The sequence below is a fragment of the Bradyrhizobium sp. STM 3843 genome (genome assembly GCF_000239815.1).
GTDB lineage: Bacteria > Pseudomonadota > Alphaproteobacteria > Rhizobiales > Xanthobacteraceae > Bradyrhizobium.
In genome coordinates, this window is the sequence record NZ_CAFK01000115.1 from 1 (window position 1) to 11,292 (window position 11,292).

The following is an 11,292-nucleotide window of genomic DNA, read 5'->3' on the forward strand; positions in this document are numbered from 1 at the left end:
CGTGGCCGCCCCGTCCGGCAACCAAGCGCAAATCGGACGTCAGGGCAATGACGTCGCATGCCGACGTCGCGTTGCCAGCATGGTTTACCGAAAGCAGCATCTTATAACAGCCCCAAGAACGACTTAACCACTTTGCTTGACAGGATCAGCGGCAAGCCATATTTCCCGGGCGACCTTTAGCACTCGGAGGGCACGATTGCCAAAGGGGCGTGTCAGTCGGCGCCAACCTGGCGTCAGATGTGGCCGCATTCAGATTCTCTTCCGACAGCAACCCCGTTCGAAGCGCCCGCAAAGGGAAACGTCATGGCTAAATCGAAATTTCGTCCGCTGCATGACCGTGTCGTGGTCAAGCGTATCGGCGCCGAGGAGAAGACCAAGGGCGGCATCATCATTCCCGACACCGCCAAGGAAAAGCCGTCGCAGGGCGAAGTGGTCGCCGTTGGTCCCGGCGGCCGCGACGAAAGCGGCAAGCTGATCCCGATCGACCTCAAGGTCGGCGACCGCGTGCTGTTCGGCAAGTGGTCCGGCACCGAAGTCAAGCTGGACGGCGAGGAACTCCTGATCATGAAGGAGTCCGACATCATGGGCGTGCTGGCCTGATCCCCCCTTTCCCCGGTGCGACCCGGGGAACCGATTTTGCAAACCTCATCCGGGCGACTGACGGGCGGACTTCGCCCTCGCCGATGAGGTCACACCCCCAGGAGCATTTGAACATGGCAGCCAAGGACGTCAAATTCGCCGGCGACGCGCGCGAGCGCATGCTGCGCGGCGTCGACATTCTCGCCAACGCCGTCAAGGTCACGCTCGGTCCGAAGGGCCGCAACGTCGTGATCGAGAAGAGCTTCGGCGCCCCGCGCATCACCAAGGACGGCGTCACCGTCGCCAAGGAGATCGAACTCGAAGACAAGTTCGAGAACATGGGCGCGCAGATGCTGCGCGAAGTCGCCTCCAAGACCAATGACACGGCGGGCGACGGCACCACCACCGCGACCGTGCTGGCCCAGGCCATCGTGCGCGAGGGCGGCAAGGCGGTCGCCGCCGGCATGAACCCGATGGACCTCAAGCGCGGCATCGACATCGCGGTGGCCGCCGTGGTCAAGGATCTCGAAAAGCGCGCCAAGCCGGTCGCCTCCTCGTCCGAGGTGGCTCAGGTCGGAACCATCTCCGCCAACGGCGATGCCGCGATCGGCAAGATGATCGCCCAGGCGATGCAGAAGGTCGGCAATGAGGGCGTGATCACGGTCGAGGAGAACAAGTCGCTCGAGACCGAGGTCGACATCGTCGAAGGCATGAAGTTCGACCGCGGCTATCTCTCGCCCTACTTCGTGACCAATGCCGAGAAGATGACCGCCGAGCTCGACGACGTTTACGTGCTGCTGCACGAGAAGAAGCTCTCGGGCCTGCAGGCCATGCTGCCGGTGCTCGAAGCGGTGGTGCAGTCGGGCCGTCCGCTCCTGATCATCGCCGAAGACGTCGAGGGCGAGGCGCTGGCGACCCTGGTGGTGAACCGCCTGCGCGGCGGCCTGAAGGTGGCAGCCGTCAAGGCACCCGGCTTCGGCGATCGCCGCAAGGCCATGCTCGAGGACATCGCGATCCTGACCGGCGGCCAGCTGATCTCCGATGAGCTCGGAATGAAGCTGGAGAACGTCACGGTCAAGATGCTCGGCCGCGCCAAGAAGGTCGTGATCGACAAGGAGAACACCACGATCGTCAACGGCGCCGGCAAGAAGCCCGACATCGAGGCGCGCGTGGCCCAGATCAAGGCGCAGATCGAGGAGACCACCTCGGACTACGACCGCGAGAAGCTGCAGGAGCGTCTCGCCAAGCTCGCCGGCGGCGTCGCGGTGATCCGCGTCGGCGGCGCCACCGAGGTCGAGGTCAAGGAGAAGAAGGACCGCGTCGAGGACGCGCTGAACGCGACTCGCGCCGCGGTGCAGGAAGGCATCGTGCCGGGCGGCGGCGTGGCGCTGCTGCGCGCCAAGAAGGCGGTCGGCCGCATTCAGAACGCCAATCCGGACGTGCAGGCCGGCATCAACATCGTGCTGAAGGCGCTGGAGGCTCCGGTCCGTCAGATCTCCGAAAACGCCGGTGTCGAGGGCTCGCTGGTGGTCGGCAAGATCCTCGAAGAGAAGTCGGAGACTTTCGGCTTCGACGCCCAAAGCGAGGACTATGTCGATATGGTCGGCAAGGGCATCATCGACCCGGCCAAGGTGGTCCGCACAGCGCTGCAGGACGCATCGTCGGTGGCGGGTCTGCTGGTCACCACCGAAGCCATGGTCGCCGAGCTGCCGAAGGAGTCGGCCCCCGCAATGCCCGCCGGAGGCGGCATGGGTGGGATGGGCGGCATGGGCTTCTAAGCCCACCCTCGCTCGAAGACAGATGACGAAGGCCGCCTCCGGGCGGCCTTTTTCATGCGCAACCCTACCTGGCAAGCGTCTTGTGGACCGCCTGTTTCACGCGTTTCGCGTCGACGCCAGTCGGAACTTCGCTTAAGGAAGAGCGCCGCGGGTCACTCACGAAGTTTGGATTCAAGCTCCCTCGAACCTTTCTCTTCTGTCCGTCACGAGGATTTTGATAATGCGCGCGATTTTGCTTGCTGTGGCCGTTGTCGTGGCGGCTGTGCCGGAACTCGGTTGGGCCCAGACCAAGACTGGAACCAAGGCCGCTCCGAGCACGAGCGAGACCAGATATTTCACTGCGATCGACGGACTCATGGACGGCAATGCCGATGTGATCCTGAAGGAAACCCGGCAGGGCAAGACCGTCACCGCCGCGGTGCTCGACGTCTGCTATCCCGTGGACAAGAGTTCCGATCGCAAGGATCGCTTCGTGGCCAATCTGACGGTGAACGGCCAGACGCTGACCGGCACGGCGCAGAGCAACGGCACCAAGGACCCGGTCTCCGTCAAGCTGACACAGAAGGCCAGCGGCGAGAGCTTCGAATTCCGCGGCCAAATCGCGATCGGCAAGACCGTGTCTGAGGTCGCATCGACGGACAACTCCGACATCAGCGAAAAGGAATTCCTGGAAAGCCAGTCGACCGATGACGGCATCGTCGCGCAGCCCAAGGATTTCACTGAGGTCTCGCCGGAAGCCGTTGCCGTGCGCGTCAAGCTCGATGCGGCGCTCGATTTCCTGAAAAGCCTCAGAGGTCAGGAGGTCGAGGTGGGGCTGTCCAGCCTGACCGTTGGCTGCGACGCCTTGCGCGCGGGCGAGCAGACCATCAGCATGACGGTCGATCCCGACCGCGCCGCGGCGCTGATCGCCAAGGCGCGAACCATGAACGGGGTCGTCTCGGCCGGCTGGACGGCCGGGGCCGTCGAGATGGACCGCGCCCTGCGTTTTGCTGCCGCCGACTGGCGCGATGGTGACAAGATCAACAAGGACAAGCTGGCGGCCGCTGTCTCCGACGTGCTCGCCAAGAGCTACGGAGCCAAAGCCACCGCCGCGAGCTGGAACTCCGTCACCGGCAAAATGAAGCTGACATTCAAGCGGCCGAGCCAGCTGATACCGGGCCTCGACCTCACCGAGGTGATCGAGGTCGCCGGGCTGGTCGCACCGGATAAGCCCGGTGGTTCGGATGCGCTGATGTTGTGGGTCGGCAGCCCCGTCACCACCACGGTCGACGAATCCGCCGGCGCAAAGCTGGCGTTGTCCGAGGAGTCCTCAGGCGACGAAGAAGGTGATCAGCGCGATGATGGCGCGGCCATCGACGAACTGGCCAAGGCGCTGAAGGCCAAACGCTGGGACGCCGACAACTCCGTCTGGAAATAGGCGCGCGACAGCGGCGCGATCGCGGCTGTGCCAGCGATGGCGCGTTTGCCTGCGGGGACGGATTCAGTTCGTATTCAGTCGAAAGTGCAGCGTCTTCGGCCCGATAAAGAAGATCGAATCGCCCTGACGCTTCCAGTTCGTGGCTGCGCTCAGTGCTGCAATCAACTCGTCATCGGCCTGCGCGCGCGAGGCCGGGCAGTTGCGGTCCTCGACCGCGCCGGCGATGAAGATCACGCTGTCGCCAGCGACGGAGAACTGCCCTTTCGCGCCCTTGCACCACAGCTCCAGCACGGTCTCCCCATGATCGCCGATGTCGAGATCGGGCACCCGCTTCGAGCCGGGCTGCGGCAGTGCGTCGAGAGTCATCTCCATGCCAAAGGGAAACCCGGTATCGGCACGCGCGAGACTGCAAACTGCGCCCGACATCACAAGAGCTGCCGCAACGCCGGCAACGATTCGCTTCATTGACCCCATAGCCCCTCTCGACCTTTCGACGCCCGCCTCTTCATAGCGGCGATCACGCCGGCGGCACGGCTCCCGCATAATTGTGACCCAAAAATAGCAATCCCCGCGCGAGCTCACCTCGCGCGGGGACTTTTTGCGATTCGTGGCGGTGCTACTTCAGCACCATCGCCGTGAACGGATACACATAGGCCTGCAGCGTGACGAAGATGCCGACCAGGCAGGCCAGCACGATCGAATGCAGGAAGACATAGCGCAGGATCGAGCTTTCATGCCCGTACCAATTGGTCGCGGTGGAGGCGACCACGATGGATTGCGCGTCGATCATCTTGCCCATCACGCCACCTGACGAGTTCGCCGCGGCCATCAGGATCGGCGACAGGCCGAGCTGCTGCGAGGTGATTCTCTGCAGGTTGCCGAACAGCACGTTGGAGGCGGTGTCCGATCCCGTCAGTGCCACGCCCAGCCAACCGAGCAAGGTGCCGAAGAAGGGATAGAGCACGCCGGTCGCGGCGAAGGCGAGGCCGAGCGTGGCGTCGACACCGGACAGCCGCGTCAGCGTGCCGATCGCGAGCATCGCGGAGATCGTGATCAGCGAGATCGAGCACAGCCTGATGGTGCGGCCATATTCGGCGATGAGCTTGCCCGGCCCCACCCCCATCAGGAAGCCGGAGATGATCGCTGCGATCAGCATGCCGGTGCCGGTGAAGGTGAGATAGGTGAAGGAGAACACCGCGCCTTCCGGTGTCGGCTTCGCGGCCACCGGTGGCATCTTGTTGATCATCTTGTCCAGCTCGGGCACCGGATAGTTCCAGGTGAAGATGGAGTTCGCCCAGGTCTTGAAGCTGCCGTTGCCCCAGATCAGCATGATGATGCAAACGATGATCCACGGCAGCAGCGCGCTCCACAGTTCGGCTTGCGTCAGCGGCGTGCGATCGAGGGGCTTCGCCGTCGTCATGGTGGCGGCCGACTCATCCCGGCTGCGCAAGGCCGGCGACAGCCAGAGCTGCTTCGGCTGCCACACCCGCAGGAACAGGATCAGGGCGCCCATCGAGATCAGCGAAGCGCCGATGTCGACGATCCAGGGATTGATGAAGTTCGAGATCAGGAATTGTGGGACCGCGAAGGAGATGCCGGTGACGAGAACCGCCGGCCAGACGTCCTTCATGCCCTTCCAGCCGGCAAACGCCCACACCACCCAGAATGGGACGATCAGCGAGAACACCGGCAGCTGGCGGCCGACCATCGCGCCGAGAATGTAGGGGTCGAGCCCGGTCACCGAAGCTAGGCCCAGGATCGGCGTGCCCAACGCGCCATAGGCAACAGGCGCGGTGTTGGCAATCAGCGACAGGCCGGAGGCCGCGAGCGGCGAGAAGCCGAGGCCGATCAGCACGGCGCCGGTGATCGCCACCGGCGTTCCGAAGCCGGAGGCGCCTTCGAAAAACGCGCCGAAGGAAAACGCGACCAGCAGCAGCTGCAATCGCCGGTCCTCGGTTACGCCGCCAACCGCACGCTTCAACAACTCGAAGCGCCCGGTCGAGACCGTCACCTGGTAGAGGAAGATGACGTTCAGCACGATCCAGCCGATCGGGAAGAAACCAGTGACGATGCCGAGCACCGTGGCGCGGATCGACATGTTGGGCGGCATCGTGAAGATGAAGATCGTGATCAGGTTGGTCACGATAACGGCGACGATCGCGGCGATATGCGCCTTCACCTTGCCGCTCGCGATCAAGACCAGCAGCGTGACCACGGGAACCGCGGCCGCGATGGTCGACAAAGCCGCATTTCCCAGCGGGTTATAGATTTGATTCCACATGGTTTTCCTCCCCGACTGCGTTCCCCATTGGTCTTCTTGGGCCTCGGCCCGGCGGGGCGGGTCAGGCCTGAATTGACACAAGGTGAAGCTGCTCGGGACGTCCGGAATGTGCTCACGAATTCGGCAGTGCCGAACTGTGCTCAAATTCTCGCGAAATCTGCAGGCCGTTCCCACCCCATGCCGCAGGCCCATGCTAGGGTCTTGGGCAAGTGAACGACAAGCGAGCCCCGGCCGCGCGACTTACGACTTTAGTCTACAGTCTCCGCCGACCGCCCGGCGCTGCGGCAATTTTCCCGTTGGGGTCCCGAGGCCCCGTCTTCCGGAGCAGACCGTCTGTGAACAATCTTCGCTCGACCGTCGCCATCGTCTGGCGAATCGCCATCCCGTATTTCCGCTCAGAGGACAAGATCGCTGGCCGCGTTCTGCTCGCCGCCGTGATCGCCATCGAGCTGTCGTTGGTGGCCATCCAGGTCCTGGTCAATGAGTGGCAGAACCGGTTCTACAACGCCCTTCAGCAATACGACTGGAACACCTTCGTTTGGCTGATCGGCGTCTTTCTCGTCCTGGGAGCGGCCTTCATCGTTCTGTCGGTCTACCAGCTCTATCTCAATCAATGGCTCCAGATCCGCTGGCGACGATGGATGACGGAGGTATATCTCCGCCGCTGGCTCGACGGAGCCAACCACTATCGGATGCAGCTCAAGGGCGATGCGGCCGACAACCCGGATCAGCGCATTGCCGAAGATGTCAGGCAGTTTATCGAGCAGACATTGAGCATCTCGATCGGGCTGCTCAGTTCGATCGTGACGCTGGCTTCCTTCGTCGTCGTTCTGTGGGGTCTGTCAAACGCTGCTCCGCTGCAACTGTTTGGCAGTGACGTCGCAATCCCCGGCTATCTCGTCTGGATCGCCTTGATGTATGCGATTTTTGGTACCGCGCTCACGCAATGGATCGGCTCTCCGCTGGTCAACCTCAATTTCGAGCAGCAGCGGCTCGAAGCCGATTTCCGCTTCAATCTGGTCCGTGTCCGCGAAAACTCCGAGCAGATCGCGCTCCTGAGAGGCGAACAGGCCGAGCAGGGTCAGCTGTCGACCCGCTTCGGCCGCGTTGTGAACAATTGGTATCAGATCATGAGCCGGACGAAGCGGCTGACGGCATTCACAGCCGGCTATTCGCAGGCTGTCGTGATCTTTCCTTATGTTGTGGTTGCACCAGCCTATTTTGCCAAAACGATTGCGCTGGGAGGCATGATGCAGACTGCCTCCGCGTTTTCGAACGTACAAAGTGCATTGTCGTTTTTCGTCAGTGCATACAGAACGCTTGCTGACTGGCGCGCGACCGTCGCCCGCCTTGATGGTTTCGAGATGTCCATCGACAGCGCGATATCGCTGTCCAGCGAGCCGCAGACCGTCGACCTTGTGAGTGCGACCGGCCGCGACGCGATCGAGATGGAGCAACTGCTGCTCAAACTTCCGAACGGCATGCCGTTGATCTCGGCGGATGGCTTCAGTATTCGCAGTAACGAAAGCACCCTGGTGACCGGCCCATCAGGAGCAGGCAAGTCGACCTTGTTCCGCGCCATTGCCGGCGTCTGGCCGTTTGGCGCCGGCGTCATCAGCGTGCCTGCCCATGCCAAGCTGATGATGTTGCCGCAGCGGCCCTATTTCCCGATCGGGGCACTGAAAGCGGCGATCACCTATCCGGCGCCATTCGACGCCTTCAGCGATGACCAGGTCCAGGCCGCGCTCGCGGCGGTGGGGCTGCCACAGTTCAGCGAGCACCTGGGAGACGACGCCCACTGGAATCGCATGCTGTCGCTCGGCGAGCAGCAGCGGCTGGGGATCGCCCGCGCACTGCTGCATGCGCCCCAATATCTGTTCCTGGACGAGGCGACAGCCTCCCTGGATGAACCGTCCGAGGCCAAGCTCTATCGCGTGCTCATCGAGCGCCTGCCGGAAACCACGATCGTCTCCATCGGTCACCGCTCGACCCTGCACGATCTTCACGACCGCAGGGTCGAGCTGACCCGTCACGGCGATCGCTTTTCGCTTGGGACTAAGGACCAGGAAGCCGCGGCGTTCTCCGCGGGCGGCGGCGAGTAACGGGACGACGGAGCCCGGCCAGGACGACATCCAGTGGGCCTGTGCGCTGTCCGATTTCCCCTGAGCTGATGAGATCGTCGGGCCGATAAGCTGCAGGCCCTGGCTTCGCCACCCTCTCGATCGGCGACCGGGGGTGAGATGCCCTGCTCCGCCTGCCCGACGGCTCTTTCAGCGCTGGCACAAAAGCAAAGGGCGGCAGATTCTCTGCCGCCCCGCTTCTCAGTTCTTGAGACAGGCTTACTTCAGATTGCTCATCGCGGTCAGGTCGAACGAGAGCTTGGCGATGCCGGCCGCGCCGCACCAGTTCGAGCTGTTCCCAAGCGGATTGTTGCCGGTGATCGTGGTCGTTCCAACGCTCGCGTTGAAGGCGCCGGTGAAGACGCTGCAATCACCCTTGGACAGGTTGGTGTCGGAGTAGCGCAGGTCCAGCGTGAACACCTTCCAGGTGAAGCCGATGCCGACGTTCCAGGTGTTGTAGTCGGCATAATGGATGCCGTTCGGGAACGCCGGGGTGCCGTAGAAGCTGTCGGTGGTGCCGAACCACTGGCGGCCGAACTCGCCGGACACATACATGCCGACGCCGCTCGAGCCGAACATGGCGCTGGGCGCGGTCCACTTGCCGGTGACCGAGGTGTAGTTGCCCCACGCGCCGGAGTTCAGGAAGCTCGGCGTATAGAACTCGGTGAAGCCGACGGCCCAGCTGTCGTTGATGGTGTAGGTGCCCTTGCCGTAGACCTCGAAGAAGCTGACGTCCTTCTTCATGGTGTTGGCGTTTACCAGAGCGTTCGCCAAGCACTCCGCGCTCAGCGGACGGCCCGCGGCGTCGGTCAGGCCGCCATTGAAGGCGTTGGCCGCGCCGTATTGGCAGGTGCCGCCCGGATACAGGTAGCCCCACACGCCGATGTCGAAGGCGAAGGCGCCAAAGGTCGGGCGGATACCGCCGTAGACGTCGATCTCGGCCGCGGCGCGGTTGGCGAAGGAGATGCTCTCGCCGGACACGCCGAAATAGAGCTGCAGGTCCTTGTTGACGTTGTAGCGCGGCTCGAAATAGGCGGCGACCGACGGCTTGTGGTTCGACTGGGTGACACCACGGAAGATGTAGTCGTTCATGATCGCGCCGCCGAAGGCGATATCCCAAGGCTCGAAGGCCGGTGGCGGCGGAGCCTTCAATGCCTTCACAGCCAAATCAGCAGCGGAGGCCGACCCCGATACCATTGCCAGCGCCGTTGCCAACAAAGCCCACTTCTTCATGACGATCCCCATCACCTAAAGATTCCAAACATCAGTCCGATTTCCGATCCCCCCGGGACACAAACGAACGGACTGCGTCAAACCATTGGCAATTTGTGACAGGTGTAGTTGACAGGAGAAGCAAAAAAGCGCGGCATCTGCCGACTTTTTGGGCGTTTTGGCTTTTCTGCGGCGGGTTGTCGGCGGCTGTTGCATTTGAACAACAAGCTTTTCCGCCGCTAGATACATCAAGATGCATTGGGGGCCCGCGAGTCACACCGCGGGCGTCAGGCGCAGCCAAGACGAATCAGTCCGTTGCATTTCGGTCGGGGAGCCCGGTTGGCGGCGACGGTTTGCTCGCGGCGGTACCGAGATGGGCGGAGGCTTGAAGAGAGCCACGCGAGCGGAGTTGTTGCTGCAGGCGCTAACTCGCAAACGAAAAGGCCGCGGCGGAGCCGCGGCCTTCGTCAACTGATTCTCGTCCGATCTCGTCCGACGGACGCGCGGTCAGCCCTAATGACCTGCGCCGGCCGCGTCTTCGTCGCCCTCCGAGTCGTGGCCGCCGTGCTCAGAGCTTGAACCGGCCCAGCTTTCGCCATGCGCCGATTCGGTCTCGGGCGTATCAGCGTGGCCCATCTCGGGCATCGGCTCCATCACTGGCGCAGCCTTCGGGGCGCGCTTCTTGGCTGCCTTCTTCGGAGCCGCAGGCTGCTCTGCCGCAGGCTTTGTCGGCGCCGACTTTGCTGATTTGGCCGCCTTCTTCGCAGCCGTCTTGGCCTTCTTGGCAGGAGCCTTGGCGGCCTTCGCAGCTTTCTTTGGTGCCTTCTTTGCAGCCTTCTTGGCTGCGACTTTCTTCGGAGCCTTCTTGGCGGATTTCTTCGCAGCTTTCTTTGCGGCTTTCTTGGCGGACTTCTTTGCCGTCTTCTTGGCTGCCTTCTTGGCCTGCGCCATCAGCTTCTTTTTCTTTTTGTCCTTCTTGTCCTTGTTGTCCTTTTTGTCTTTCGCCATCGTGACCCTCCTGTTGCCGCCGAACGTTCCAGCGGACGCCGGATGGGGTCGGCTCGTGACGCACGACCCCCATCGCTCAATTCAATCCTGGCCGAGGACCGCCCGTCGCCCAGTCGAGAAGCTCAACGGTGTGGACAACGGGAACTGACGTGCCACTGGCGATCTGCATCATGCAGCCGATATTGCCCGCAGCTATTACATCCGGCTTGACGGTTGCGATGTTGGCGACCTTCCGATCACGCAGCCTCACCGCAATCTCAGGCTGGAGAATGTTGTAGGTCCCCGCCGAACCGCAACACAAATGACTCTCCGGCACATCTTTCACTACGAATCCCGTCTTGCAAAGTAATTCTTTCGGAAGAGCTGTGATTTTCTGCCCATGTTGCAGCGAACATGCTGAGTGGTAGGCCACCACGATCTCATCTTTCGGTGCCGCCGATCTCAATTCGACTGCGCTGAGATACTCCGTGATGTCTTTCGCCAATCCCGAAATCCTGGCGGCCGCCGCAGCATATTGCGGGTCTTCGCGCAGCATGTGGCCGTAGTCCTTGATCACGGTTCCGCAGCCGGATGTGGTGACCAGAATGGCGTCGAGGCCGCCGCGCTCGAGCTCCGCGCTCCAGGCGCGGATGTTGGCGCGGGCCCGCGCCAGCGCGTCGTCGTCCTGCCCCATGTGATGGTTCAGCGCGCCGCAGCATTGCTCGTCCCTGACCAGGACGACCTCGACGCCGTGCCGCGTCAGCAGGTTGATGGCAGCCTGATTGATCCTGGGCGCCAGCACCTGTTGGGCACAGCCCTGCAGCAAGGCCACCCGCCCGCGCCGTTGACCCTGCGCCGGAAACACCGCGCCGCCGGCGGGCCCCGGCGGCGGCAGTTGCGCCGGCGCCAGGTCCAGCA

The 11,292-nt window shown here is 62.9% G+C and carries 10 protein-coding genes; 5 read left to right on the forward strand and 5 right to left on the reverse strand.

Annotated elements, in window-relative coordinates; translation table 11 throughout:
- Positions 1–303: 303 nt before the first annotated feature.
- The 3 genes from BRAS3843_RS14820 (at position 304) to BRAS3843_RS14830 (ending at position 3,774) form a co-directional block, all read left to right on the forward strand.
- Positions 304–600: a co-chaperone GroES gene (locus BRAS3843_RS14820; RefSeq protein ID WP_008969749.1), complete on the forward strand. Its 297-nt coding sequence runs from the start codon at positions 304–306 to the stop codon at positions 598–600.
- A gap of 113 nt (positions 601–713) precedes the next feature.
- Entirely contained in the window at positions 714–2,357 is a 1,644-nt protein-coding gene (gene groL, locus BRAS3843_RS14825; protein WP_008969750.1) for a chaperonin GroEL, read from the forward strand.
- Between the two features lie 220 nt (positions 2,358–2,577).
- Positions 2,578–3,774: a hypothetical protein gene (locus BRAS3843_RS14830; RefSeq protein ID WP_008969751.1), complete on the forward strand. Its 1,197-nt coding sequence runs from the start codon at positions 2,578–2,580 to the stop codon at positions 3,772–3,774.
- 63 nt (positions 3,775–3,837) lie between these two features.
- Here the strand turns inward: BRAS3843_RS14830 and BRAS3843_RS14835 are convergent, their stop codons facing one another.
- Positions 3,838–4,200 carry a hypothetical protein gene (locus BRAS3843_RS14835; RefSeq protein WP_347379579.1) on the reverse strand — a complete coding sequence of 121 codons (363 nt, stop codon included), beginning with the start codon at positions 4,198–4,200 and terminating at the stop codon, positions 3,838–3,840.
- 190 nt (positions 4,201–4,390) lie between these two features.
- Positions 4,391–6,055, reverse strand: coding sequence for an L-lactate permease (locus tag BRAS3843_RS14840; RefSeq protein WP_008969753.1), 1,665 nt, complete (start codon positions 6,053–6,055; stop codon positions 4,391–4,393).
- A 335-nt stretch (positions 6,056–6,390) separates the two neighbouring features.
- On the opposite strand from BRAS3843_RS14840, the gene BRAS3843_RS14845 reads away from it, so the two are divergent.
- Entirely contained in the window at positions 6,391–8,157 is a 1,767-nt protein-coding gene (locus BRAS3843_RS14845) for an ABC transporter ATP-binding protein/permease (protein WP_008969754.1), read from the forward strand.
- A gap of 237 nt (positions 8,158–8,394) precedes the next feature.
- Here the strand turns inward: BRAS3843_RS14845 and BRAS3843_RS14850 are convergent, their stop codons facing one another.
- A complete protein-coding gene (locus BRAS3843_RS14850) occupies positions 8,395–9,267 on the reverse strand; it encodes a TorF family putative porin (protein ID WP_347379578.1) in 873 nt (290 codons plus the stop codon).
- On the opposite strand from BRAS3843_RS14850, the gene BRAS3843_RS42175 reads away from it, so the two are divergent.
- The gene (locus BRAS3843_RS42175) at positions 9,266–9,427 is read left to right on the forward strand and encodes a hypothetical protein (RefSeq protein WP_244425331.1); all 162 of its coding nucleotides are present in this window, start codon (positions 9,266–9,268) and stop codon (positions 9,425–9,427) included. The genes BRAS3843_RS14850 and BRAS3843_RS42175 overlap by 2 nt on opposite strands.
- Positions 9,428–9,900: 473 nt before the next feature.
- Here the strand turns inward: BRAS3843_RS42175 and BRAS3843_RS14855 are convergent, their stop codons facing one another.
- Together BRAS3843_RS14855 and BRAS3843_RS14860 are read right to left on the reverse strand one after the other, a co-directional pair.
- The gene (locus tag BRAS3843_RS14855) at positions 9,901–10,395 is read right to left on the reverse strand and encodes a hypothetical protein (RefSeq protein WP_008969756.1); all 495 of its coding nucleotides are present in this window, start codon (positions 10,393–10,395) and stop codon (positions 9,901–9,903) included.
- 76 nt (positions 10,396–10,471) lie between these two features.
- Positions 10,472–11,292, reverse strand: an 821-nt coding sequence (locus BRAS3843_RS14860; protein ID WP_035981757.1) for a heterodisulfide reductase-related iron-sulfur binding cluster, incomplete at its 5' end; no start/stop codon positions are given.

What these genes read in the sequence shown, in the direction of transcription:
- BRAS3843_RS14820 (WP_008969749.1), top strand. Translation starts at nt 304, where the DNA reads ATGGCTAAATCGAAATTTCGTCCGCTGCATGACCGTGTCGTGGTCAAG.
- groL (WP_008969750.1), top strand. Translation starts at nt 714, where the DNA reads ATGGCAGCCAAGGACGTCAAATTCGCCGGCGACGCGCGCGAGCGCATG.
- BRAS3843_RS14830 (WP_008969751.1), top strand. Translation starts at nt 2,578, where the DNA reads ATGCGCGCGATTTTGCTTGCTGTGGCCGTTGTCGTGGCGGCTGTGCCG.
- BRAS3843_RS14835 (WP_347379579.1), bottom strand. Translation starts at nt 4,200, where the DNA reads ATGTCGGGCGCAGTTTGCAGTCTCGCGCGTGCCGATACCGGGTTTCCC.
- BRAS3843_RS14840 (WP_008969753.1), bottom strand. Translation starts at nt 6,055, where the DNA reads ATGTGGAATCAAATCTATAACCCGCTGGGAAATGCGGCTTTGTCGACC.
- BRAS3843_RS42175 (WP_244425331.1), top strand. Translation starts at nt 9,266, where the DNA reads ATGATCGCGCCGCCGAAGGCGATATCCCAAGGCTCGAAGGCCGGTGGC.
- BRAS3843_RS14850 (WP_347379578.1), bottom strand. Translation starts at nt 9,267, where the DNA reads ATGAACGACTACATCTTCCGTGGTGTCACCCAGTCGAACCACAAGCCG.
- BRAS3843_RS14855 (WP_008969756.1), bottom strand. Translation starts at nt 10,395, where the DNA reads ATGGCGAAAGACAAAAAGGACAACAAGGACAAGAAGGACAAAAAGAAA.